Origin of the sequence: Ligilactobacillus aviarius subsp. aviarius DSM 20655 (assembly GCF_001436315.1) — a bacterium.
In the GTDB taxonomy this organism is placed as follows: domain Bacteria; phylum Bacillota; class Bacilli; order Lactobacillales; family Lactobacillaceae; genus Ligilactobacillus; species Ligilactobacillus aviarius.
Genome location: NZ_AYZA01000024.1, coordinates 1 through 24789, shown reverse-complemented (window position 1 = coordinate 24789; position 24789 = coordinate 1). Strand labels below are relative to the sequence as shown.

The window sequence follows — 24789 nt, the reverse complement described above, 5'->3', positions numbered from 1 at the left end:
CTTCGCGTCGTAGCTCGTTTGTTTTGGAACCCGATTATGCGGATATAACAAAAAGGCTGCGACTTTGTGTCACAACCTCTCTCTTTTTCAATTACATTTCATCTGGAGCCTTAACACCCAATAAGCGCAATGATTCCTTCAAAACGGTTGCAACACTTTGAACAAGGGCTAACCGTTCATTCTTTTGATCATCATCAACCAAAATCTTTGTGTGGGCATAGTATTTGTTGAATGCCTTTGCTAAGCGAATTGCATATTTGGCAATTACTGATGGTTCATATTCTTCAACCGCCCGTTTAACCATTGCAGGGAAGTCGCCAAGCATCCGGACTGTTTCCCATGCATCCGGGTCATTTAATCCTTCAACGTGAAGATCAGTATTTTCATCAACGCCGGCCTTCCGTAAAATACTCATTGCCCGGGCATGTGAGTATTGAACATATGGTCCAGTTTCACCTTCGAACCGAACAACTTCTTGCAAATCAAAGTCGAATTGATTTAACCGCTCGTTCTTCAAGTCGTGGAAGACAACCGCGCCAACGCCAACTGCATCTGCAACCTCATCCTTATTTTCAAGGGTTGGGTTCTTTTCTTCGATCTGTTCTTGAGCAAGTTTAACCGCATCATCAAGAACTTCTTCAAGTAAGATAATGTTACCGCGCCGGGTCGATAATTTCTTCCCGCCAGAAGTGATCAAACCAAACGCAATGTGGTGCATGTCGTCAGCCCAATCATCGCCCATTTCTTTCAACACCGCAACTAATTGATGGAAGTGGTTTGATTGTTCATTTCCCATAACATACAATGATTGAACGAAATTGTATGTCTTCTTCCGGTAAATTGCAGCTGCTAGATCACGCGTAATGTATAAACTTGTTCCATCTGATTTTTGAATCAATGCCGGGTTCAAGTCATACTTTGAAAGGTCAACGATCATTGCCCCTTGGCTTTCTTCAAGCAATCCCTTTTCCTTCAATTCATCAATAACTGGTTGCATCTTATCATTGTAAAATGCTTCCCCGTTGTATGAATCAAAGGTGATACCTAACCGCTTGTAGATCTTCATGAAGAAGCTCAATGATTCTTCCCGGAACCATTTCCAAAGGCGGGTTGCTTCTGGATCGCCATCTTCAAGTTTCTTGAACCATGCACGGGCTTCATCATCAAGTTCCGGATGTTCCTGGTCTTCTTTATGGAAACGCACATAGTACTTCAACAACGTATTGATTGGATCCTTCTTAACGTCTTCTTCATTTCCCCAAAGCTTGTAGGCTTCGATCAACTTTCCGAATTGAGTTCCCCAGTCACCTAAGTGATTGATTTTAATTGGGTTATAATTGGTTTTCTTTAAGATTTCTGCTAATGAATTCCCGATTACGGTTGACCGCAAGTGACCCATTGACATTGGTTTGGCAATGTTAGGTGATGACATATCGATCGTGACGTTTCCTTTGTGACCTAAATCTTGATCACCATAGTGTTCCTTTTGGTCAAGAACTTCGCTTACAATTTCCTTGCCAAATTGCTTTTTGTCTAAGAAAAAGTTGACGTATGGACCAGCCGCTTCAACCTTTTCAAATCCCGTTTGGTCAATTTTTTCCACAATATCTTGGGCAATCATTTGGGGTGCTTTATGCATTACCTTGGCTAAAACAAAGGCTGGAAAAGCAAAGTCCCCCATTTTGATTGACTTCGGAACTTCGATTTTTTCATTGATTTCATTTAAATCCAAATCATCGCCGACAACGTTTGCGATTGCTTGGGCAACCATTTTCTTATAATCCATCGTAAAACCTCCTGTAATAAAAAGTCTCTTGCAAAAAATGCAAGAGACGAGTTATCCCGCGGTACCACTCTAATTGATTAAAAGTAATCCACTCAAATATTTAGTTTGCTATTCTAAGAAGTGCGATTCAGTTTGTTCCTATATCCGGCTTCCATCATCCCGAACTCGCTGTAATATTTCCAAACCTACTAGTTTCTATCATCGAATATTTCAAAAGCGGATGACGAGAATCGAACTCGCGACGCCAGCTTGGGAAGCTGGAGTTTTACCACTAAACTACACCCGCATGTGAGTTTAGTATAGCATAAAACTCACTGAATGTCATTGATTATTTTTTACTCTTTGAAGCTTTTTTCGCGTCTTTTTCCTGTTTTTTCTTAAAACCATCTTCATCAAAAAGATCTTTCAAGCTAATGATTGCTTGGTTATGCAAGTCACCGGCCGCGATCTTATCCTTTGAATCAAAATCAGTAAATTGAACAAGCGCTGAATTTTCGTAAATCTTGCTAATTGTTCCTTTAAATTGGTGCTTCATTGGCCCAAATTTTTCGCAAAAAACAGTATCGTCAACTTTTAATTTCTTTGCCATTTTAAACGCGCTCCTTTACTTGAATTTCTTATCAAGACTACCAAATTTTACCATGAAATGCAACAACCGCGTTTTTTTCAAAATTGATTTCTCATTTTTTTCCATGTAGAATTGGGAAGGATTATTAATCAAAGGAGCATTCAAAATGATTACACTTGCTGGAATTATTGGTTCGGGCAAATCAACAATGACTGAGATTTTGTCAAAGGAGCTTGGTTCAAAGGCTTTTTTCGAACCCGTTGAAGATAACCCGGTTCTTCCATTATTTTATAAAGGAAATGAAATCGCCGCTAAAAAACGGGCAGCCGGCGATCAAAATGCAACCAACCCGTATACATACTTACTCCAAACCTTCTTCGTGAACCGCCGTTTTCGGATGATCAAGGAAGCGAAAAAAGAAGCAAATAATGTCCTTGACCGTTCAATTTATGAAGACGCCCTCTTCATGAAAATGAATACCGATATGGGAAATGCAACTGCCGTTGAATATGCAACTTATCAAGAATTGCTGCAAAATATGCTTGATGAATTACAATACGCAACTGGGGTTGATTCTCAAGACCTCATGATTTTCATCAAGGTTTCCTATGATACAATGTTGAAACGAATTCGCAAACGCGGCCGGGATTACGAACAGATCGAATCTGACCCCACATTACCGAAATACTACCAAAACCTCCTTCAATACTATGATCGGTGGCTGAAGTGGTATGATAAATCACCAATTATGGTCATTGATGGTGATCAGTATGACTTTGTTGCTAATCCGGATGACCGTAATAAGATTCTTGATGATATTGAAGACCAATTAGTTAAGCTTGATCATCTTACAGCTGAGGAAGCTGCAAAATTAAAGGCTCAACGGCGAAAATAAATAAAAAAATAGCGATCAGCATTTGCTGATCGTTATTTTTTGCTCGTTAAAACCTGAGCTGCTTGCAAATCGATTTTATTTGAAACAATGCACGTTAAAGTATACAAATCAAGGAAGTAAACTAAAATCCCCATTGATTGGGCTGCAATCACTAAAATCAATGATGTCCAAAATAAAACCTGACTTAAAATTGCCCACTTCCGTCTTTCGTGATTCAAAGCTTTAACCGTCTTCATTTCCGTTGCGGATAAATTTCGCGGATCGCGCGGCGCAACTGACATTCGAATCTTCATTAACTTAATATTGATGCGGATATTCCACACTGTCAAAACCGCAAGGACGACCCACACAAGGATACTTCCAACCTTTATCGACATTTATAAAATGCCCTCTCTCTAATTAACTTAAATCTTTCAGCAAGCATTATACCATATGACAGATTCTTTCAATCAAGAAATCCCAACTTTTTTGCGATGTTTTAATAACTAAAATCTATTCGCTTAATTTCCTTGTCATCTTTGAATATGATACTATTAAGGTAATAAAGTTAAGGAGGAACAATATGACGACAATTGACTGGAAAAAAGAAGCTGAAAGCCGTAAAGATGAACTTTTAGCAGATTTAAAGGCAATGTTACGGGTCAAAAGTGTCCGTGATGAAAGTAAGAAAACTGAAGATGCTCCTCTTGGCCCGGGACCAAAAGCTGGATTGGATAAGTTTTTAGGAATTGCTGACCGCGATGGCTTCGCAACTAAGAACATTGATGGCATGGCCGGCCAAATCGCATTTGGCGATGGTGACGAAACGCTTGGAATTCTTGCCCACGTCGACGTGATGCCTGCAGGTGAAGGATGGAATACTGACCCATTCGAACCAGTAATTAAGGACGGTAAGTTATACGCCCGTGGAGCTTCAGACGACAAAGGTCCAAGTATGGCATGCTACTACGGATTAAAAATTATCAAAGAACTTAACTTGCCGGTAAGCAAGAAAGTCGCATTTATTCTTGGAACCGACGAAGAAAGCTCATGGCGTGGAATGGACTACTACTTCAAGAACATGCCTGAACCGGACTTCGGCTTTTCACCTGACGCCTTCTTCCCAATTATCAACGGTGAAAAAGGGAATGTTACGTTTGATGCCAAATTCGATGGCACAAACGGCGGCAAGTATGAATTAGTCAAATTCAATTCTGGCTTGCGAGAAAACATGGTTCCGCGGGACGCTGAAGCATGGGTTAAGGCTGCTGATTACAAGGAAATAATCAAGGCCTTTGATGAATTCATCGCTGAAAACCCGGTAGTTGGCGAAGCTGATATTCGCGATGGTCAACTTTACATTCACATGATTGGGAAAGCTGCCCACGCTCAAGAACCAAAACGGGGAATCAATGCTGGAACATACTTAGCCCTCTTCTTAAATCAATTTGATTTTGAAAACGGGGCCAAGGACTTCATCGCCTTTACTGCTGAAAAACTTCACCTTGATTCACGGTTGAAGAACTTTGACATGAACTACACGGATGATGTGATGGGTGACTTAACAATGAACCCTGGCCTCCTTTCATTTGAAGACGGCAAAGAAGGTTCAATCACCCTTAACTTCCGTTATCCAAAGGGAACTGATCCAGAATACATTGAAAAGGGATTGAACACGGCTGCTGATGAATACCATGTTCACTTTGAAATGCATGATGGCGGCATGGTTCCGCACTACGTTGACGAAGACGATCCGTTAGTCAAGACATTATTAAATGTTTACCGCGAACAAACTGGCGAAGATGCTCACGGCCAAGTTGTTGGTGGCGGAACATACGGCCGGTTGATGAAACGCGGCGTTGCCTTTGGCGCAATGTTCCCAGGTGTTCCTGACACAATGCACCAACCAAACGAATTCATTCCGGTTGATGACTTGGTCAAGGCCGCAGCAATTTATGCTCAAGGGATTTATGAATTAATTAAATAATTCTGTTATATGATAAAATTAAGAAGAATCCATTTGGGGTTCTTCTTTTTTAATACCAAATTTTAAATGAGGAAAACTATGCGAATTGATAAATTATTAAGCAATCTCGGAATCGGCACCCGCTCGGAAATCAAGAAAATGATCAAACAAAAACAAATTAAAATCAACGGCGAACTTGTCAAAAACGGAAAAGATCAACTTGACCCTGATTCTGCTCAAGTTACCATTAACGACCAGCCGGTTGCAATTCAATTGACAAAGTATTTAATGCTCAACAAGCCGCAAAACGTGATTACCGCAACTGAAGATGCATCCCAACGGACCGTTCTTGACTTGATTTCAGCAACGGATAGCGTTAAGGGACTCGCGCCAGTCGGCCGGCTTGATAAGGACACGACTGGGCTGCTTTTATTAACGAATGACGGTCAACTCGCCCACCGGCTGCTTGCACCGCAGAAACACGTTGCGAAAACATATCAAGCAACGATCGACGGAATCGTCAATGAAGATACGGTCAGCCGTTTCAAGACCGGGATCCAATTAAAAGACGGTACCCATTGCAAGCCCGCCACGTTAAAGATTATTTCAACTGTTGAAAAAAACAATCAATCGGAAGTTGAAATCACAATCACCGAAGGCAAATACCATCAAATCAAGCGGATGTTTGCGGTCTGTGGAATGCATGTCGCAGCGTTGAAGCGGGTTACGATGGGTCCGTTAAAATTGGATTCATCTCTAAAACCAGGCCAATATCGTCCCCTTTCTGAAAGTGAAATTCAAGCGTTATTGAAATTAAAGTAAAAATAAAACCATGAAAGCTCACGGTTTTATTTTTTATCCACAATTTCTTTTCATAAAACTTTGTAAGTGACTAATAATATCTGTTGGTAAAACAACATACTTCGCTTCAGCTAACTCATCGGCAATTTTACTATGCGTAAACACCGCTGCCTGAATCCGGTCTTCAAATGAAGCATCAAACTGGGCAATAAATGCTGCCAAAATGCCCGTTAACGTGTCGCCCATTCCGCCAGTTGCCATTGCCGGGCCACCAACCATCAGCTTACGAATTTCACCATTTAAAAAGTAAATTTCAGAATGATGCTTCTTTAAAATCACGGTGGCATTTAAGGATTGTTGGGCTTGTTGATTTCGATGAGTATTATTTTGTTCACTAATCGGAATTCCGCTTAACCGTTGCCATTCCATTTGATGCGGAGTGTAAATTACGTGTGCATTTGTTGGGACAGCATCCTTTAAAGCTGCACTTTGCGCAACTAAAGTAATTGCCGAACCATCAATAATCAATGTTTGATTCGATGCGACGTTGGCAAACACCGTTTGAATTACTTTTTCCGCGGTTGGATCATTTCCTAATCCTGGTCCAAGGACGATCACATCCACTCCCTTGATCAGTGAAATGAATTGAGGTGCATCATGATAATCCACAAACATCGCTTCTGGAATTACGGAATGAACCGCCGTTAAATTTTCCCTGGCAGTCGCGATTGTGACTAATCCCGCTCCAGCGTGGACCGCGGCACTGCCGGCCATGATTGCCGCCCCACCCATATTCGGGTTACCGCCCACAATCAACACTTTGCCAAACGTCCCCTTAAAGCTGTTTTGCGGACGTTGGTGAATAACTTTTTTCAAAATATCAGCTGTAATGGTTTGCATGGAATCGCCTCTTTTCAGGGATATTATAACAAAAAATCCCATTACCCTCCTTCTTGGAAGATAATGGGAAAAATTAATGTCCACGATGCTTTTGTTTTTTCTTTAATTGTCGAATTTCAAACTTTCTCTTTTTACAATCCTCTTTCGCTATTCGCTGCTCCCTATGACTTTGTTGCTTTCGCATTTCAAAGTCTGCTTTTAGAGCCTGCTGTGATTTTGAACCATAAAATTGAGCGTGAACTTGTTTTTGAGCTTCCCGTTGCATTCTTTTAAGATTGACCCGCTTGACTCTCGTTGAATCAAGCATCTCTTTTGAAAAATGAATTGTATTCCAACGCTTTAAAACTAACCGATATATATCACCTGTCTTCGGTAAACTTGTTCCCAAGTTGATTTCTGCGACTGCATATCGGTCATCAATAAAACGTTCAAAAATCCCCTTATAAAACGGTTTGTCAAAAACTACGGTCATGATCATTCGACATTTCATAACCGCACCTCCTTAATTAATTATTAAGTAAGAACGGACGACCTAAGGAGGAAGGATACTTCAGAAATCATTCTGGTTCGGACTACCAACCGAAACTGTGTTTTTATCTTACTAAGATTAGTATAGCAAAATTTAACCTTCTTCTTTCTTACCTTTTTTCAAAATCAACACTATCAAACATGAAAGCAATGCAACCGGAGCTAATTGAGCATATACCTTAATAAACGCCTTTTTCAACTCTGACTTCGCCTTTTCTTTTACGTTTGAAATAATTCGGCTAATTGTTGAATTAATCTGTTGTACTTGTTGGTTAAATTTCGAAGCAATTTTTATGTAAGTTTCATGATAAACTGCTTGTTTAACTTTTTCTGGAATTTTGTTTTCAACAAAGCCTTTCTTTTTGAAAATGGCTTGAACCGTTTGATTCGTAACTCGTTCAACTTGACTCTGCGCAACTTTAATCGGCGTAAATTTTATCGTCACTTTTGAATCAGTACTATTTTGAGCATTTTCAATTTTTTGATCTAATTTTCGTTTCAATTTATTCTTAACTTGCGGAGCTAATCCACTGTCAGCAATTTGCTGATTCCCGTAATTTTGAATCGTCTGCTTTGCACTTGATACATTTCCATTCAATAATGTCATGCAGATTGCAATTGCCATTACTAACCCTACCTGTCGCAAAACATTCATTACACTCTGCGACGCTGTTAGTCTTTGACCTTTAAAATCTGCTGCTGAGATCACAGTCGTCGGTCCGGCAACAATTCCATATCCGCATCCTAATAAAATTGAACCAATCATTAAACGATGATATAAATTAACCTGTAATTTACTCAAAAAGCAATAACTGACAAAGATTAAAATAAATCCAATCAAAATCATTAAACGGTTGTTGATCTTCTTTACCAATAATGACGCAATGATAACTGCTAAAAACACCGTAATTGAATACGGTAAAATTCGAATTGCCGCTTGAAGTTCTGTCAATCCCTTAAACTTAACGAGAAATGTCGGAATTAAGATTACAAATCCACCTAAGAAGAAACTGCTGATTGCTAATGCCAATGAAGCCCCATCAAAATTCCGACTTTTAAATAATGATAAGTCAATCATTGGTTTGGCACTTTTCATTTCAGTAACAATAAATCCCACTCCGCAAATTGTTGATAATCCAAATAATGAGATGATTGCAGGTGAATCCCAATGCCATTGTCTTCCTTGAACCAATCCTAGGGTTAATCCAAGCATCATTCCAATACTTAAAATTGCACCTAAAAAATCAATTTTTACATTCTTAAGTTTCTTTTCATGTTTCAAATTCATGCAAAATGGAATTAAAAGAATTAATCCAAGCAGGAATGGAACGTTAATGAAAAATACACCGCGCCATCCAAAATACTTTGAAATCAGACCGCCAGTAACCGGGCCAACCGCTGCTGCAAATCCCTGACAACCTCCAACTAAAGAAACAATCTTATTTCGATCCTGTTGCGCAACGATTTCCATTCCAATAATCGTTCCCAGCGGAAGAATAAAGGTTGCACCTAAACTTTGAATGATCCGACTTCCATATAGAAAACCAAGACTTGGTGCACATCCGCTTCCAATTGATCCAATTAAAAATAAAATTAACCCATATAGTAAATACCGGTTTTTACCGTAAATTTCTGCAATTCGAGCTGCCAGCAATGTAACCGAAGCGAAAATAATTGCATACAAATTTACAGCCCATGAAACTTGATCCAAACTTGCATTTAATCCACTTTGAATTTTGGGAATAACAATTGTCATAATTGTTGTATCTAGCATACAAAGAAAATTTGAAATGCAAAGGATAACCAAAACTAAACGATTCTTTCCTTTTATCATAATTGATCTCCTTACTAGAACAATAATTTAACAAATTGTAACGTTACACTTTGTGCTATGTGGTACACTTGTACCATAAGCTAATTTAAGATTAAGCCGTTCTTCCACTGAAGTAAATACCGCTGGCGAAATCTTAACTAAGAGGACATTTTGGATAAATTGTTAGATTGAGGAGTTTATTATGGCGCGTCGAATTGCAGAACAAACAAAAGAATGGATCATTGAAGCCTTTATTGACCTGTTGAAAATTAAATCATTCGAAGAAATTAAAACGACTGAAATTTGTAAAAAAGCTCAAGTTTCACGGAATACGTTTTATCGAAAGTTCAATTCCAAAAATGACATTGTCGAAAAAATTGCTGATAATTTGATTACAAATTACATCTCACAAATTCAAAGCAAATCACCTGAAAAGTTTCAAGACTTAATTACCATTGTCTTTCAATTTGGAAGAGATAACTTTGAAATTCTTAAGACTTTATCTGATAGTAATCTGCTTTCAATTGTCTTAAAAAAGCTTAATTCACTTGGGCCCAAACTATACCAATCAGTCGAACTCCCTTGGCATACTTTTAACTCCGACGATTCAATTAAAATTATGATGAACTTTTTTATTGGCGGCTTTTGGAACATTTTAACCGACTGGATTGCTAATCCTTCCAAATATTCAATTGATGAATTAGCTGAAAAAACAACCGCTGCCCTTGAAAATGTAATAATGTTTATCTGATTTTCCCTTGTACATCAACCTAATTTATTCTAAAATTTAGATAACAATTAAAAGAAAGAGGCATTCGATATGGCTGAAAAGTTGACTAAAGAAGAACTTGAAGCATTAGAAGCTGTTTTAATGCACGACAAGAAGTTATACCAAAAAATCGTTGAATTGAATAAATAATTTTGAAGCAGGTTGTGATGAGCAACCTGTTTTTTTATTGACTGATATCAGATAATACAGTAAATTTTAAAAAATACCTAATTATAAAACAGTAAAATTTTAGACAAGGTACTTTAAAATTAAAAATAAATATACTTACTTTAAAGGAGAGCCTAATGAAAAAAATTACATTACTAGGAACAACAGCATTAGTAGCATTAACTTTAGCAGGATGTGGAAACACAAATAAAGATACAAAAACTGCTAATGAAACTAAAACGGAAAAGGCAGCGCCGGTATATGGCTTTAAAAATAACATCATTAATATGGACGATGTTAAGGTAAAAATCACTAAAATGCAGATTGTAAAACCAAGTGATGCAGATCATAAATCACGTTTAGTATTGTATTACGATATTACTAATAAAACAGGTAAAGACGTTTCACCACTAACATTTACTGCTCTAATTGATGCTTATCAAGACACTGATCCAAATCAAGAAAACAAATTAGACGTTGGTCCTTCTTTAAATAAAGACCAGGCATTAACTGATAAACAAGACGAAAAAATAAAAAAAGGGAAAACTGCCCAAGGATCAATCACCTTTGATTTAGACAGTACTACTACCCCTGTTGTATTAGAAGCAACCACTGGTGCAGGAAAGAAAATTGGAAAAGAAAAAATTAATATTACAAAGTTAGAACAAATCAACGATACAAATAACTAAAGTAAATTTTATCCAAATAATTAGGACTAGGATTTCTCCTAGTCCTTACGTGTTCATTGGACCTTTAATCTAAAAAGCTCACTGTGACACACACTTCTGACACCCGCACCTTTCACCGTGTGTCAATCGTGTGTCAGTGTTCACAAATTATCTTCAAATTAAAATTTATAAAAATAAAAACGCCCATTTCAAGGCGTTTTCGTGATTTAAATAAAAGATATTGTTTAAAATTATGCCACTGGCAGGAGTCGAGATAAGTATCCTTTTCCTTGTCATATCAGCGTTTTGTCAGTAATTATTTTTCCCGTGTGTCAATCGTGTGTCAACGCTCTTTCCACAATTTCATCATTTGTGAATTGAGATCATTATCAACATGTACATAAGTCCGCATAAATTCATTAAGCGTATGGCCTAACCTAGAGGCTGCCCACGAATAATTCATTCCATCAATGCTTGCCAACTTAGTCGCAGTTGTATGTCTTAATGAATACATTGACCATCTTTTCCCGTTAGGTTTAATTCCAATATCTTGTCCAAGTTTTTTCAACATTTCATTCAAACTTGTTTGTGTAATTGGATAACCTAATTGACACTTTTGATAATCAGTCATATTTAGAAAAATAAAATCATTTGTGTTGACCAATTTATTTTTTTCTAAATATTCTTGCTGTACGTTTTTAAATTCTTTCAAATGTAAATACAAATCCTTCGAGATAGGTAACGTTTTCCTTTTCTCACCTTTTTTCCTTGATTTTAAGTGGCCATTTGCTTTCTTATTTACGTCACTCCAAGAATCAGAAATCTCAAAGATCACTTCATTCAATTCCTTCTTTAAATCGTTCCACTTTAAAGCTTGAATCTCTTGTGGTCTCATTCCAGTTTCAACATCTACCCAAATTGCTAATCGCGAAGAACTTTTTTCTAAGCCATACTTATCAATTTGACGTCTAATTTCATCTATCAAGCGATCAATTTCATCTTGATTTAAAATATATCGTTCAATAGACAAAGAAATCTCATCATCTCGAAAGAACAATTCTAAAGCCCGAAGTGGAACTGGATTTTTAGTATAAATCGTCCCTTCATATTCTTTAAAAAAAGTTCTTAAATGATTCAAAATCTTAGCAACTACTGAAGAAGCGTTTATAGCGATTTCTCTATCCTTGGCAAACCTTCTAATGAATTTTCTAATTTTTACTTGGTTTACATCTTTCATCTTCATATCTGAAAGATACTCATTTAAAACACGTGATGTATATTGCCAAGACTGATAGGTTTTCTCGCTCCATCTTCCCTGTGCAAATTGTTCTGAAATATACTTTTTAAAGTATTTACTACAATATTCATCTGCCACAGAAAAATTGTATCCGTTTTGAATCTTTAACCACATTTGATTTTCAATTTTCGTAGCTTCTTTCTTAGTTTGAGCATACTCTACTGGAATTGAAATTCTTTTATGCGTTATCTCATCTCTAGGTTGTATTCTAACTTTATACTGTCCCTTATGAACGCCATTATTAACTTTACTTATCGTCATTAACAACCTCCCAGGTCCAGTAAACTCTTTTATGATACATCACTTTCACCTAGATTTTCAAAAATCCATTTTGTAACTTCTTCATACACATAATATTTTCGACCTTTATTTCCTAATTGACGATATGGCAATCCGATTTCTAGCAGCTCATACAAGTAACTTTTACTAATTCCTAGCTTTTTAACTAATTGCTTTGCATTCAGAATTTCTTCTCCAAACATCATTTTCTTCCTTCCATTTTTAAGCCAATGTTTTTACCGATTTTCTCAAAATGGTGCAGTCCTGCAAGCATTTTGGGAGTAATCTCTGCTTCTTTTTTCTTATATTCCTTTTGATTTTTAATATCTGAAATATAATTTTTAAAGCTTGATTTTTCAGTGTAACACGGCTTTTTACTTGTAAAACTTCCGCCATCTGGAGCGGGTTTCTTTTCCGTTTTATAACCTGCGTATTTCATTAATGAAATTTTATCTTTTTCAACGGATAATACCATTGTTAGTCTTCGATCAAGTTGATCAAATCCGTCAATTGCAGGTCGAATGTCCTCAACATTTTGATAATATCTTGCTGGATCATATGGGGAGGTAATAACAATTAGATCTGCTAAAATCTTTTTGTCGTGATATCTAGCGGGTGCACTCACATCAAAGCGATTATTATCTAGCATTTTTAACAAATCAGAATAAGTAATTTTATCCGGGCGAAATTCATCTAGGATTACGCAGTGTTCACCATTATAATCTTGAAAGTAATCACGATCACTACCACTTAAATAGTAGTCTGGACCGGTAATATTTCGTGCAACCATTTCAGCAAGAACTGTTTTTCCTGTTCCACCACTCCCACTTATCCAAATAACTGACTTAGGAGTATCGCCTTTAGAACGACTTTGAAACCATTCATCCGCTTCAACTTCAAGCTTTGTGTTTTTAATGGCATCCAACTGTCTTAAAAACCTCGGTAGCATTAAAGGATTAGCTTCCAATACCTGACGCTTAGCTTCAATTTCAGAAATTCTTCCTGCCAGATAGTTATTAAGGACTTCCTTAATAAATTCCTTATCTGATTTCTTATTTACTACCCTTACCTTTTGCTGAAGCTTTTTAATATATTTAGGATAATCAAAGTTAGCTTTCACTTCTTCTGGCGAATATTGATATTTCTTCTCAGCCCCTTGTGTTCGATGAATCAAATAAGCATATCCATTTTCAATTCCGTGTCGCTTATACTTTTTGGTCATTGATTCAAGGCGTTCAGAAGAATCATCAAGTGCTTTTGCAATTTTATTAACTGACCTCTGTTTATCAAGCTCTAACATCACATGAATATGAGGCTTAATGGTATTTCCACCTTCATCAGAATCCTTATTGTGAACAATGAGAGCATACCGCTTAACCTCAGGTACACTTTTAACTCTTTTAATTAATGCATTGACTTTCTTATCAAGGGATTGACCTTTTGCTAAGGGTAAATTATCAACTTGCTGAACATACATATATGCATTTGACCGAATTGCATTATTGTACTTTTTTACTTCTTGATTTTTCATGCTAATCATTTCCTTTTCTTCATAAGTATTTTTTATAAATTACGCATTATTCCCACTTCTTCAAAAACAAGCCCTGAAGAAGTGGGATATAAGCATTTTTGATAAATTTTTGCAACTTTATTTTGAATTTTTTATTTGTTTACTTCGTATTCAAGACGAATTTCTTTACGATCGTCCTCGCGGGCATAGTCGAAATCAACAATTTGCTCGACCGTAATTCCAAGATTATCAATCAAAATATTGATCAAATCGTATAAATCAATATTAGATTCTGATGCAATCCAAATTTGCTTAATCATTTTATTCACCTCTTTCCATTCAAAAAAACACTAACAGTTCACTTAGTCAACAGCCCATTTCACTTTCCGTCTCCAAAAAAGTAAATATGACTATCAACAACTTTCGTAGTTGACATTCATATTTACTTTTTTCTCGTGGCGCTATTGACTAAGCTCCATTTTGGGTGTTATAGCATGTATACAATTCAAAAGCGACTACAACTGGATTGCATCGACTAGCTCGATCCTCAAATGACTCTAGAACGTAATCACAATATCCAGTATCTTTAAATAGTTCTTCTAACTTCAAATGAATTTCTTTAACCGTTTCAGGGCTGTTAGCCTTTGGTAATTCTTCTTTCAAAAATTTCAAGAATTTTCTTTTAGTTGACGATGCATTGATCACTTCTTTTGCATGTTTCATTGCATTATCTGAATGATGATAGCCATTCTGTTTTGTCATCTTTTCCCAAAAATCTAACTTTTCTTTGTAATCTGCTTCACGTACTTCAACAATCTCATCAAATTCATTACTTAAGTATCTTAAATTGGCTTGCTGCACCTCAATATCTTCTTTTTCTGCTTCAATCTTTTGAAGTGAATTATTAACTTTCACTTCCTGCAGTTGCAGTTTTTGTGCTTCCTTTTCTAAATCGTCTTTTTTTTCGTAATACTCAGAAATTCGTTTCCAGATATCTCGGGTACCCAGTTTATCCTGAATATATCCAATAACCAAATGAATCACAAATGCAGCGCAAATTGTCAAAGTAATAATAATTTCAATTTTTTCTACTGCTGTGAAGAATGCATTAAGCATTGTTATCACCTTCTTTTAGCAAACGAACCGCAGTAGCTTTATAATAGTAATTGGCAGTTGTATTACCATTTCCACTATGTGTAACAATTCTGACGCATTCTAGGTTTTCAAAAACGATCTTATCGCCTAAGCCAAAGCCATGTTGAAGTCCGGTAACTTTGATTCGAATTGGCTGATGTTCCCAACTTTTCCCATGTTTATCAATTGAATCTTGATAAGCATAAATGACCATTCCAATTTCCTGATTACCTTTAAATGCTTTTTCTACAAGTGGACTTGCACTAATTAGCGGTAAATCAGGATTAATTCCCTGTGCCAAACAATTTGATTTTGAATATCCAACACCATAACCCGTACTTGCCTTTTTAATAACCTTGAACTTTTTATTATTCATAGTAAATTTCTCCTTTAACTAAATTTAATTTATTAATAGATCTATCAACATCTTGATAATATCAATTTCAAATTCTTGTGTGGGAGATTTTCATTCTTTTTTTATTCTTAATAATTTCTTAAGAAAATAAAAAAGCACCTATATAAGATGCCAATGTTGTTAAATTATTCAATTTCTCAAATAATAGCAATGTCTGCCAAGCTGTTAGGCGACTTTTTCTTGACCAGCAGTTCCGCTAAGTGTTGATAAGTTTGACGAGTTAAGGCATGAATTTTAATTCTGAGCATAAAATCTTTATGGTATATACTTATCGTAGATAGTGTATAGGGGATTGGTAATCCTCGAAGGCTGGTAACCTTCAATGGCCTTTTTAGATTTTCTTTTTGTTAGAAAAACTAAAAAGGCTTTTTCTTTACTCTAAAAAATGATGAAAACCAAAATCGAGCAAAATAAAAGCACCCATGATAGGGTGCTTTTTCTATATTCATTTATTAATCATTTTCTTGATTTACTTGTTCAACGTTATTTGTTTTATCATTGTCAAAAGCAACTTGCTTGCCTGAATTAGAAATTAATGTTCCTTTATCACCATCTGATTTTACATTATATCCATAATAATTCTTGCCATTAGCTTTGACTTTAGCATTGGTATTTACTAACGTACATAATTCATCATCGCTAGATGTTCCGCCTAAATAAATTTTTTCTTTTAAAACCTTAGATTTGTCATCAGTGATTAGCTTAGCTGTGTATGGTTCTGAGTCAGGCGTACTATCTTGAGCATTTGAAATTTTTTTTGCTTCTTTTAAAATTTCTGACTTATTTTTTTTAGCGAAAAATGATAATTTGTGATTTCCAATAGCATAATCAGTTACTGAATTTTTTTGGATGTAAAAAATGGTTTCTACAGTATTACCATCTATTGCATACCAAATTTCCCCATTTTTGTTTTGACCACTAGCGGCAAATGCTTCTTTTGAACCACAACCCGCTAAGAACAGTGGAATACATAAAATCGCTAATAAAGGAATGATTATTTTTTTTATTTTTTTCATGATAACAATCCTTTCTATTTACACATATAAATTTTTAACAGTAAAAATTGTATCACTTTTTGATTAAAATATTAATAATTAAAATTTATTATTTTACTACATAGTAACCAAATGTGAATATCTCTATAATTTAGCTATAAAATACGTTTTTGGAGATATAAACTTATATGTATGAAAATTTAAATATCGGAAACGAGATCAGATATTATCGAATGAAGCAAAAGCTATCACAGGAAAAATTAGCTGAAAAAAGTAATCTTTCACTTAACTTCATTTCAAAATTAGAGACTGGACGAATTAGCAATATTAGTCTCAATAAATTACTGAACATATGTAAGGCATTAGATATTCAATTAGGAAAACTTGTTGGTGATGATATTGCAAATACCTTTTCTGAACTACCGCCTTCAACAATTGAATTAATTAAAATAATGAATAAGCTTAATTACAGTAAACTTGAGAAAATTTCCAAAGATTTAATTCCGTTAATTAAAGATCTTAATTAAAAAAATAAGGACTAGGATTTCTCCTAGTCCTTACGTGTTCACTGGACCTTTAATCTAAAAACATCACTGACACACACTACTGACACACGCACCTTTTCCTGTGTGTCAATCGTGTGTCAACAATTCAAAAAATAGCTTTTTCTTACTGAAAAATAAACCAACAAATCGCTATATATCAACGTTTGTGTTTTAATAAAAACACTTAACTATGCCACTGGCAGGAGTCGAACCTGTACTGGGAAAACCCAACAGCGACCTGAACGCTGCGCGTCTGCCAATTCCGCCACAGTGGCAACAACAAGGTTTATTTTACACTAAACCCCGTCTAAGATTCAAGAGTTATTTTTTCTTGTGCAATAAACTGACGGCTGTTCCGTATCCGTGAAGAACGATATACTTCGGTCCAACGGATACCCGGACAACTTGTGGTTCAAAGCGAACGTTGATGATGCCATCAGCGTTTTTAGCAACCGCCTTTTCAATCAGTTTCATCTCAACTTGTTCATATAAATCATCAAAATCGTCAACGCGTTCAAGCTCGTCGGCATGCAGTTCTTCTTTGACCGTTGCGTTTACAATTCCGTGAATTGCATATCCTTGATTTAATCCACCTGTTGATAAAAACATTCTTCATATTCCTTTCCTACTTGATAAATTCACTTACAATGTTCAAAACTTCCTGTCGGCTTTCACCGTCAAGCAAGTGACCGGCACCTTCAATCAAGTGCAGTGTACTGTTGGAATAACCATCGTCATATTTGATCGATGCATGCGGATCAACCACTTGATCAGCTGTTCCGTGAATAAGACATACTGGTCCATGGTACTCAACCGCCGTTTCATAAATCGGCAACGTCTGGGCAATTCGTAAATAAAAGCCGCCTAAATCGTAATTATCCCTCAAATGCTGCTTATCTGGAATATGCTGCGGATCATAGATCAATCCTTGGGTATGCCCAGCAAGCGCATCCGTCTTTAACGTGGCAGCCGGAGCCATCAAAACTAATTTATCAATGTATTCATGATAATAACCGGCAAGCATACTTGCGACCACGCCACCTTGCGAATGCCCTAACAGGTAAATGTGTTCGACCTGCGGCATTTGACGGACGTAATCCAAAATTGCACGACCGTCGCTAACTTCATTCATAACCGTCATGTCAGTGAAACTCCCGTCACTTTGACCATGACCATTAAAATCAAACCGGACCGATGCAATCCCCATTTTCTTTAACATCTGGGCTAACTGATAATGTAAATTTCCGGGATTATCGCGGCCGCAATTTCCAGTAAAGCCGTGCATCAAAATTGCCATATCATATTTATCTTTACCTTCAGGGATTTCTAAAACTCCCCGAAGCGTTAATCCATCACGTTGAACTTGCACATTTGTCATCTGCGCCATCTCCTTACTTTTATTGTACATGAATTGCTCCTAAAGAAAAAGAAGCTGCTAATAAAGCAGCCTCTTTCATCTTTAATTTGCAACGATATTAACTAACTTGCCCGGAACAACGATTACTTTCCGGACCGTCTTTCCTTCAAGCTCTGCCTTGATCTTTTCATCATTCATTGCTAATTCTTGGATTTCATCCTTTGATGCATCCTTTGCCACAACTAAGTGTTGCCGTTTCTTTCCGTTGACTTGAATTACAATTTCAACATTCTTTTCAACTAACTTGCTTTCGTCGTATGTTGGCCATTCTGCATAGGTGATCGTTCCAACATGTCCAAGCTTCGTCCACAATTCTTCGGCAATGTGCGGCATTACCGGAGCAATCAACTTCACAAAGCCTTCCATGTATTCAAGTGGAAGAATATCAGCCTTGTAGCATTCGTTGACGAAGACCATTAATTGTGAAATTGCGGTATTGAAGTGCAAATCTTCAAAGTCTTCCGTAACCTTCTTGACGGTTTGGTTGTAGATCTTATCCAACTTGCCATCGTTAGCCGTTGATACCCGATCACGCAACTTATCATCTTCGTCGATCAATAAGTTCCAGATCCGGTTAACGAACTTGTAAGCTCCGTTTAAGCCGTCTTCTGTCCATGGCTTTGAAGCTTCCAACGGACCCATAAACATTTCGTAAACCCGCAATGTATCGGCTCCGTATTTTTCAACGATGTCATCAGGATTGATAACGTTTCCCTTTGACTTCGACATCTTTTCATGGTTTTCTCCAAGGATCATCCCTTGGTTAACTAATTTTTGGAATGGTTCCTTCGTTGGAACAACGCCTAAGTCATAAAGGAATTTGTGCCAGAACCGGGCATACAATAAGTGAAGAACTGCGTGTTCAGCTCCCCCAATGTAAAGGTCGACCGGCATCCATTCTTTCAACTTATTGTAATCAGCCAAGGCTTCCTTGTTATGCGGATCAACGTAACGCAAGAAGTACCATGAGCTTCCGGCCCATTGCGGCATTGTGTTTGTTTCGCGCCGACCTTTCCGACCATTTTCATCGACCACGTTTACCCAATCATCGAGGTTGGCTAACGGACTTTCACCTGTTCCTGATGGTTTGATGTTATCCGTCTTTGGAAGTTCCAATGGTAATTGGTCTTCTGGAACAAGCGTTGTTTCGCCGTCTTCCCAGTGAATAACTGGAATTGGTTCACCCCAGTACCGTTGCCGTGAGAATAACCAGTCACGCAACCGGTAGTTGACCTTCTTGTGACCAACACCGTGTTCTTCCAACCAGTCGAACATCTTATTGATGGCTTCTTGCTTATCCATTCCATCCAAGAAACCGGAATTGATGTGCTTGCCCTCGCCAGTATAGGCTTCCTTTTCAATGTCACCGCCTTCGATGACTGGCTTGATTGGCAAATCAAACTTCTTCGCAAATTCGTAATCCCGATCATCATGCGCTGGAACAACCATGATTGCGCCTGTTCCGTATGATGAAAGAACATAATCAGCGATCCAAATTTGAATCTTTTCACCATTTACCGGGTTAATTGCATAGCTTCCAGTAAATACCCCGGTCTTCGTTTTCGCAAGGTCTGTCCGTTCCAAATCTGACTTGTGGGAAACCTCTTCGATATACTTATCAACGGCATCCTTTTGAGCAGCGGTTGTCAATTTCTTAACTAAGTCATGTTCAGGTGCTAAAACAAGAACTGAAACACCGTAAATCGTATCTGGACGCGTTGTGAAGACTTCAATTTGTTGGTCTTGACCATCAACCTTAAAGTTCACTGCAGCTCCCACTGACCGGCCGATCCAATTTCGTTGTTGTTCCTTGATTGCTTCTGGCCAGTCTAAATCGTCCAAATCATCAATTAAACGGTCAGCATAAGCGGTGATCTTCAACATCCACTGTTTCATCGGTTTCCGTACAACCGGGAAGCCGCCCCGCTTAGTCTTACCGTCAACGATTTCTTCGTTTGCGACCACCGTTCCTAAATCTGGTGACCAGTTAACCGGAACTTCAGCTTCGTATGCTAAGCCTTTCTTGTAAAGTTGTTCAAAGATCCATTGGGTCCACTTATAATATGACGGATCACTTGTATTAACTTCCCGATCCCAATCATATGAAAGCCCGAGTGACTTGATTTGACGGCGGAAGTTGTTAATATTCTTTTGCGTAAATTCACGTGGAGAGTGGCCAGTCTTTAATGCATATTGTTCAGCTGGCAAACCGAACGCATCCCAGCCCATTGGATGAAGAACGTTATATCCTTGCATCCGCTTCATCCGTGAAAGAATATCCGTTGCCGTGTATCCTTCCGGGTGACCAACGTGCAATCCTTGACCTGATGGATAAGGGAACATATCCATTGCGTAATATTTCTTCTTATTCGAATCTTCCGTTGTCTTGAACGTTTTGTGTTCATCCCAGTAACGTTGCCATTTCTTTTCAATCTTCTTGTGATCGTATGCCATCGTTTTGCTCCTTCATTTCAAAATTTAATTTAACGTAAAAAGTCCTATCCAAGCTTTCACTTGAATAGGACGAATTGATCGCGGTACCACCTATCTTCCGATTTAATCGGCTCTCAATAAGATAACGGCTTACCACCGCTTCAACCTACTTGATTCAGTCAAAGACTCAAAGGCGAGTTCGATAATGCCTCGCTGAACATTCACACCGCCATGTTCTCTCTGAAAACCAAGCTATCATCTACTATTCCTTATCTGCGTTAAATGTTAAAGTAATTTTATCATATCACCGGCTGCATTTCAATTCAGATTACCGGAGTTTCAACTGTTGCCCTGCATAAATCAAATCTGAACTTAGATTATTCAATGCTTTTAATTGGTTAACCGTTGTGCCGTTCGCAGACGCGATCTTCCATAACGAATCACCTGACTTGACCGTATACATTGCTGAAGCCGTTGAAGTTGTTGAAGCTGATTTTGCAGAAGAAACATTCAGCGTTTGCCCAACATAAATTGTATCGTTACTTAAATCATTCTTCTGCTTCAACTGAGCAACCGTCATGTCATTCGCGTTCGCAATTGACCACAACGTATCGCCGGCCTTAACCATATACGTTCCATTGGTTGGCGACGATGATTGTGCAGAAGCGCTTGATTGGCTGTGTGAGCTCGTTGAAGTTGCCTGACCAAGTGATAATACCTGACCGACATAAATCGTGTCAGAATTCAAATGATTATTCTGTTTCAACGCATTTACCGTTGTGTCATGGTCATTTGCAATTCCCCACAAAGTGTCGCCCGCTTTAACCGTATATGTCCCTGTATTTTGGCTGGACTGGTTCGTTTGCGAATTTGATTGGCTTGGTTGTGAATTTGTTTGTCCTTCTTTGATTCGCAATTGTTGGCCAACGTAAATCGTATTAGTCGTCAAGTTATTCATTTGCTTTAAATGATCAACCGTCAAATCATTCCCCATCGCAATTTTCCATAGTGAATCGCCCGCCTTAACAGTATAGAAATCACTTGAATTTGATTGACTTGGTTGGGACGATCCTTGTTGAGTCGTTGATTGCTGTTTCAATTTCAACACTTGACCGACGTAAATCGTATCCGACGTTAAATCATTAATTTGTTTCAAATTATTAACCGTTGTATCATGCGTATTTGCAATTCCCCACAATGTGTCGCCGGATTGCACAGTGTAGGTATCAGCCGTTGACTGCGGTGCTTGATTTGACGTTGAATTTGATTGTTGTTTTAATTTCAACACTTGACCGACGTAGATTACATTTGAAGATAAATTATTAATCTGCTTCAAATTATTGACCGTTGTCCCGTATGTTTGTGAAATTCCCCACAATGAATCGCCCGCTTTAACCGTGTATGTGTCTGGGATCTGATTTCCATTTCCAGCTGAAATTTGACTTTCGTGTTGATTGCTATTTGCTGCATTTGAATTTTGCTGGTTTTGGTTCGTCGATGAAGTTCCTGTATATACATCATACCGGGTCAGCCCATAATCACTGATCATCCGATCAAGGGAATTGGCATAATTCGGATCAGTTGCGTAAGAACCATACACCCCGTTCTTTAAGTTAGCCGCTGCAATTTGCGGCGTAGCGGCATTGGCCCGGGTTGAATTTGGAAAATTATTCTTAATCAACTGGGCATAACCAGTTAATGAATCATAATAACTGTTATAACTTTGAAACTTCGCATTGATCGTATGCCATTGACCGCCATAGTACTCTTGGGTCGGCATCGTAACATAATTTCCTGTTCCATTCCATTTTACACCGAATAAATTGTGGCCTTCAGTACTTAAAGCACTATTTCCCCAGCCGCTTTCTAACGCTGCCTGCGCAATCATTACAGAAGCATAGATTCCATTTTCTTGGGCAACCTGCTGTGCGACTGGTCCAATCGTATTCAAAAATGATTGAACGTTTTCTGGATATGATGAAATTTCAGCAGCCCATTGTTTTTGCAAATCCTGTTCAGATGGTCCTGTTTGAACAGCTAAGTTTTGCTTTTCAGGTTTAACTGATGATTGTGAACTTGATGATTCGCTCTTCGAACTTGAAGAGCTTGCTACTGAACTTGCTGTTGATGAGCTTTCGGCCGTTTTACCTGGTTCATGATTTTGCAAAGACGACGCGTTTGACACTGAAGACGCACTCGAACTTTTAACGTTTGAACTGCTTTGACCTGAGCTTTCACTTTGTGATGAAGCATTCTTTGCTATATTTAAACTCGAACTTGAACTTGACGAATAAACGACTTCCCGGGTAACCCGTGATCCTGCTGCAACCGATGATGATTGAACTGAACTTGAAGTTGCTGACTGTGAACTCGACTGGGCAACCTTACTCGTGCTCGATGACGTTTCATTTGTCTTATCTACATGAACGGTTGTATCCGCTTGGACCTTATCTCTATTCCCCATTAACAATCCAACAGTTCCAACCATTAACGAGGTTCCTAAAGCGGTTGTTGCTTTCTTAACCTTTTGGATTTTTTTCAAATGATATAATTCTCTTCGACTTGTAATTCGACCTTTTCTCTTCTTCATTTTCATACCTCAAACTAAAATTTATATTTTACTTTATATCGTAAAATACTTATAAAATCAAAGGAAAATCATCATTTGAAATAAATCTTATACAATTCATTAACTCTCCTCTCTTTTGATAATTCGTTTCAGTTTGAGATTGAGAATTTGGAGCACAAAAAAAGCATCGCCGAAGCGATGCGTAATTATAAGTCACACGGTTCGTACGGGACTCGAACCCGTGATCTCCTGCGTGACAGGCAGGCGTCCTAAACCAACTAGACCAACGAACCATAATTGCGGGAGCAGGATTTGAACCTACGACCTTCGGGTTATGAGCCCGACGAGCTACCAGACTGCTCCATCCCGCGATAAGGAATATGTATAAGAAAGAAATGACCCGTACGGGATTTGAACCCATGTTACCGCCGTGAAAGGGCGGTGTCTTAACCACTTGACCAACGGGTCATATTGGCTTACGGAGAAGGGGGGATTCGAACCCCCGCGCCGTGTTACCGACCTACGCCCTTAGCAAGGGTGCCTCTTCAGCCACTTGAGTACTTCTCCAAATGGATCTGAATGGACTCGAACCATCGACCTCACGCTTATCAGGCGTGCGCTCTAAACCAGCTGAGCTACAGATCCATTCAACATAACAAGTTATTCAACTTATTAAGCGGGTAACGAGAATCGAACTCGCGACAACAGCTTGGAAGGCTGTGGTTTTACCACTAAACTATACCCGCATTAGGGATAATGGCGCGGGACAGAATCGAACTGCCGACACAAGGAGCTTCAATCCTTTGCTCTACCGACTGAGCTACCGAGCCATCAAACGGTTCGTACGGGACTCGAACCCGTGATCTCCTGCGTGACAGGCAGGCGTCCTAAACCAACTAGACCAACGAACCATAATTGCGGGAGCAGGATTTGAACCTACGACCTTCGGGTTATGAGCCCGACGAGCTACCAGACTGCTCCATCCCGCGATTATAATAAGGAGGATGGGAGATTCGAACTCCCGCGCCGAGTTGCCCCGACCTGACGGTTTTCAAGACCGTTCCCTTCAGCCAGACTTGGGTAATCCTCCATGATATTTAACTAAGTGGACCTTGTAGGACTCGAACCTACGACCGGACGGTTATGAGCCGTCTGCTCTAACCAACTGAGCTAAAGGTCCAAGTTCTCAGATCCAATCGCGGCAGGGGGGATCGAACCCTCGACCTCTCGGGTATGAACCGAACGCTCTAGCCAGCTGAGCTACACCGCGATGAAATATTAATTGAGAAAAACTCATTTATCGGGAAAACAGGATTCGAACCTGCGACCCCTTGGTCCCAAACCAAGTGCTCTA

23 protein-coding genes, 14 tRNA genes and 1 other annotated feature are annotated in these 24789 nt (G+C 38.3%); of the genes, 6 read left to right on the top strand and 31 right to left on the bottom strand.

The annotated features are described in order from the left end of the window. Window positions 1-91: 91 nt before the first annotated feature. The 3 genes from argS to FC33_RS06875 form a co-directional block, all read right to left on the bottom strand. Window positions 92-1786 carry an arginine--tRNA ligase gene (gene argS / locus FC33_RS06885; protein ID WP_057827862.1) on the bottom strand — a complete coding sequence of 565 codons (1695 nt, stop codon included), beginning with the start codon at window positions 1784-1786 and terminating at the stop codon, window positions 92-94. A 215-nt stretch (window positions 1787-2001) separates the two neighbouring features. Continuing rightward, window positions 2002-2072 (bottom strand) — tRNA-Gly (locus tag FC33_RS06880). Between the two features lie 42 nt (window positions 2073-2114). Continuing rightward, complete coding sequence (locus tag FC33_RS06875) at window positions 2115-2375, bottom strand: DUF2187 domain-containing protein (RefSeq protein WP_186806284.1); 261 nt, start codon at window positions 2373-2375, stop codon at window positions 2115-2117. 145 nt (window positions 2376-2520) lie between these two features. Here FC33_RS06875 and FC33_RS06870 point away from each other — a divergent pair, with 145 nt between their 5' ends. Next, a complete protein-coding gene (locus tag FC33_RS06870; protein ID WP_057827861.1) occupies window positions 2521-3249 on the top strand; it encodes a deoxynucleoside kinase in 729 nt (242 codons plus the stop codon). Between the two features lie 32 nt (window positions 3250-3281). Here FC33_RS06870 and FC33_RS06865 read toward each other — a convergent pair whose 3' ends face one another. Further along, a complete protein-coding gene (locus FC33_RS06865) occupies window positions 3282-3626 on the bottom strand; it encodes a hypothetical protein (protein WP_057827860.1) in 345 nt (114 codons plus the stop codon). 185 nt (window positions 3627-3811) lie between these two features. Here FC33_RS06865 and pepV point away from each other — a divergent pair, with 185 nt between their 5' ends. Continuing rightward, window positions 3812-5215: a dipeptidase PepV gene (pepV, locus tag FC33_RS06860; RefSeq protein ID WP_057827859.1), complete on the top strand. Its 1404-nt coding sequence runs from the start codon at window positions 3812-3814 to the stop codon at window positions 5213-5215. A gap of 78 nt (window positions 5216-5293) precedes the next feature. Next, window positions 5294-6016, top strand: a complete 723-nt coding sequence (locus FC33_RS06855) for a 16S rRNA pseudouridine(516) synthase (RefSeq protein WP_057827858.1) — start codon at window positions 5294-5296, stop codon at window positions 6014-6016. 33 nt (window positions 6017-6049) lie between these two features. On the opposite strand, the gene FC33_RS06850 is transcribed toward FC33_RS06855, so the two are convergent. The 3 genes from FC33_RS06850 to FC33_RS06840 form a co-directional block, all read right to left on the bottom strand. Then, window positions 6050-6895, bottom strand: a complete 846-nt coding sequence (locus FC33_RS06850; RefSeq protein WP_057827857.1) for an NAD(P)H-hydrate dehydratase — start codon at window positions 6893-6895, stop codon at window positions 6050-6052. A 73-nt stretch (window positions 6896-6968) separates the two neighbouring features. Beyond that, window positions 6969-7385, bottom strand: coding sequence for a YjdF family protein (locus tag FC33_RS06845; protein ID WP_057827856.1), 417 nt, complete (start codon window positions 7383-7385; stop codon window positions 6969-6971). A gap of 132 nt (window positions 7386-7517) precedes the next feature. Further along, a complete protein-coding gene (locus tag FC33_RS06840; RefSeq protein WP_057827855.1) occupies window positions 7518-9257 on the bottom strand; it encodes an MFS transporter in 1740 nt (579 codons plus the stop codon). Window positions 9258-9438: 181 nt separating this feature from the next. Between FC33_RS06840 and FC33_RS06835 the strand changes: the two genes are divergently transcribed. Together FC33_RS06835 and FC33_RS06830 are read left to right on the top strand one after the other, a co-directional pair. After that, complete coding sequence (locus FC33_RS06835; protein ID WP_057827854.1) at window positions 9439-9987, top strand: TetR/AcrR family transcriptional regulator; 549 nt, start codon at window positions 9439-9441, stop codon at window positions 9985-9987. A gap of 323 nt (window positions 9988-10310) precedes the next feature. Continuing rightward, window positions 10311-10862, top strand: coding sequence for a DUF5067 domain-containing protein (locus tag FC33_RS06830; RefSeq protein WP_057827853.1), 552 nt, complete (start codon window positions 10311-10313; stop codon window positions 10860-10862). Window positions 10863-11184: 322 nt separating this feature from the next. On the opposite strand, the gene FC33_RS06825 is transcribed toward FC33_RS06830, so the two are convergent. From FC33_RS06825 to FC33_RS06800, 7 genes are all read right to left on the bottom strand, one after another. Beyond that, the gene (locus FC33_RS06825; protein ID WP_057827852.1) at window positions 11185-12399 is read right to left on the bottom strand and encodes a tyrosine-type recombinase/integrase; all 1215 of its coding nucleotides are present in this window, start codon (window positions 12397-12399) and stop codon (window positions 11185-11187) included. Between the two features lie 29 nt (window positions 12400-12428). After that, complete coding sequence (locus tag FC33_RS06820) at window positions 12429-12620, bottom strand: helix-turn-helix transcriptional regulator (protein WP_057828087.1); 192 nt, start codon at window positions 12618-12620, stop codon at window positions 12429-12431. Beyond that, window positions 12620-13948, bottom strand: coding sequence for a Rep family protein (locus tag FC33_RS06815; RefSeq protein ID WP_057827851.1), 1329 nt, complete (start codon window positions 13946-13948; stop codon window positions 12620-12622). Before FC33_RS06815 ends, FC33_RS06820 begins: the two co-directional genes overlap by 1 nt. Before the next feature lie 131 nt (window positions 13949-14079). Further along, a complete protein-coding gene (locus FC33_RS08330; RefSeq protein WP_155519399.1) occupies window positions 14080-14247 on the bottom strand; it encodes a hypothetical protein in 168 nt (55 codons plus the stop codon). 148 nt (window positions 14248-14395) lie between these two features. Continuing rightward, complete coding sequence (locus tag FC33_RS06810) at window positions 14396-15043, bottom strand: hypothetical protein (RefSeq protein WP_057827850.1); 648 nt, start codon at window positions 15041-15043, stop codon at window positions 14396-14398. Further along, the gene (locus tag FC33_RS06805; protein WP_057827849.1) at window positions 15036-15437 is read right to left on the bottom strand and encodes a hypothetical protein; all 402 of its coding nucleotides are present in this window, start codon (window positions 15435-15437) and stop codon (window positions 15036-15038) included. Before FC33_RS06805 ends, FC33_RS06810 begins: the two co-directional genes overlap by 8 nt. A gap of 491 nt (window positions 15438-15928) precedes the next feature. Beyond that, entirely contained in the window at window positions 15929-16492 is a 564-nt protein-coding gene (locus FC33_RS06800; RefSeq protein ID WP_057827848.1) for a hypothetical protein, read from the bottom strand. A 167-nt stretch (window positions 16493-16659) separates the two neighbouring features. Between FC33_RS06800 and FC33_RS06795 the strand changes: the two genes are divergently transcribed. Continuing rightward, window positions 16660-16998: a helix-turn-helix domain-containing protein gene (locus FC33_RS06795; protein ID WP_057827847.1), complete on the top strand. Its 339-nt coding sequence runs from the start codon at window positions 16660-16662 to the stop codon at window positions 16996-16998. A 209-nt stretch (window positions 16999-17207) separates the two neighbouring features. Here the strand turns inward: FC33_RS06795 and FC33_RS06790 are convergent. The 17 genes from FC33_RS06790 to FC33_RS06710 form a co-directional block, all read right to left on the bottom strand. Then, a tRNA-Leu gene (locus FC33_RS06790) sits at window positions 17208-17291 on the bottom strand. 46 nt (window positions 17292-17337) lie between these two features. Continuing rightward, a complete protein-coding gene (locus FC33_RS06785; RefSeq protein ID WP_057827846.1) occupies window positions 17338-17625 on the bottom strand; it encodes a hypothetical protein in 288 nt (95 codons plus the stop codon). Window positions 17626-17641: 16 nt separating this feature from the next. Continuing rightward, complete coding sequence (locus tag FC33_RS06780) at window positions 17642-18394, bottom strand: alpha/beta hydrolase (protein WP_057827845.1); 753 nt, start codon at window positions 18392-18394, stop codon at window positions 17642-17644. Between the two features lie 81 nt (window positions 18395-18475). Continuing rightward, window positions 18476-20887, bottom strand: a complete 2412-nt coding sequence (leuS, locus tag FC33_RS06775; RefSeq protein ID WP_057827844.1) for a leucine--tRNA ligase — start codon at window positions 20885-20887, stop codon at window positions 18476-18478. A 62-nt stretch (window positions 20888-20949) separates the two neighbouring features. Then, window positions 20950-21151, bottom strand: a binding site (T-box leader). A gap of 43 nt (window positions 21152-21194) precedes the next feature. Continuing rightward, window positions 21195-23456 (bottom strand): muramidase family protein, encoded by a 2262-nt coding sequence (locus tag FC33_RS06770; protein ID WP_057827843.1) that lies wholly within the window; start codon window positions 23454-23456, stop codon window positions 21195-21197. 197 nt (window positions 23457-23653) lie between these two features. Further along, window positions 23654-23728, bottom strand: a tRNA-Asp gene (locus FC33_RS06765). 4 nt (window positions 23729-23732) lie between these two features. Beyond that, window positions 23733-23806 (bottom strand) — tRNA-Met (locus FC33_RS06760). 25 nt (window positions 23807-23831) lie between these two features. Beyond that, window positions 23832-23903 (bottom strand) — tRNA-Glu (locus FC33_RS06755). Between the two features lie 11 nt (window positions 23904-23914). Beyond that, window positions 23915-24002 (bottom strand) — tRNA-Ser (locus tag FC33_RS06750). A 3-nt stretch (window positions 24003-24005) separates the two neighbouring features. Further along, window positions 24006-24080, bottom strand: a tRNA-Ile gene (locus FC33_RS06745). A gap of 30 nt (window positions 24081-24110) precedes the next feature. Further along, window positions 24111-24181 (bottom strand) — tRNA-Gly (locus FC33_RS06740). An 11-nt stretch (window positions 24182-24192) separates the two neighbouring features. Continuing rightward, window positions 24193-24265, bottom strand: a tRNA-Phe gene (locus FC33_RS06735). Between the two features lie 6 nt (window positions 24266-24271). After that, window positions 24272-24346: transfer RNA gene (locus tag FC33_RS06730), tRNA-Asp, on the bottom strand. 4 nt (window positions 24347-24350) lie between these two features. After that, a tRNA-Met gene (locus tag FC33_RS06725) sits at window positions 24351-24424 on the bottom strand. A gap of 9 nt (window positions 24425-24433) precedes the next feature. Further along, window positions 24434-24525 (bottom strand) — tRNA-Ser (locus FC33_RS06720). A 16-nt stretch (window positions 24526-24541) separates the two neighbouring features. Beyond that, window positions 24542-24615: transfer RNA gene (locus tag FC33_RS06715), tRNA-Ile, on the bottom strand. A gap of 16 nt (window positions 24616-24631) precedes the next feature. Further along, window positions 24632-24705, bottom strand: a tRNA-Met gene (locus FC33_RS06710). Between the last annotated feature and the right edge of the window lie 84 nt (window positions 24706-24789).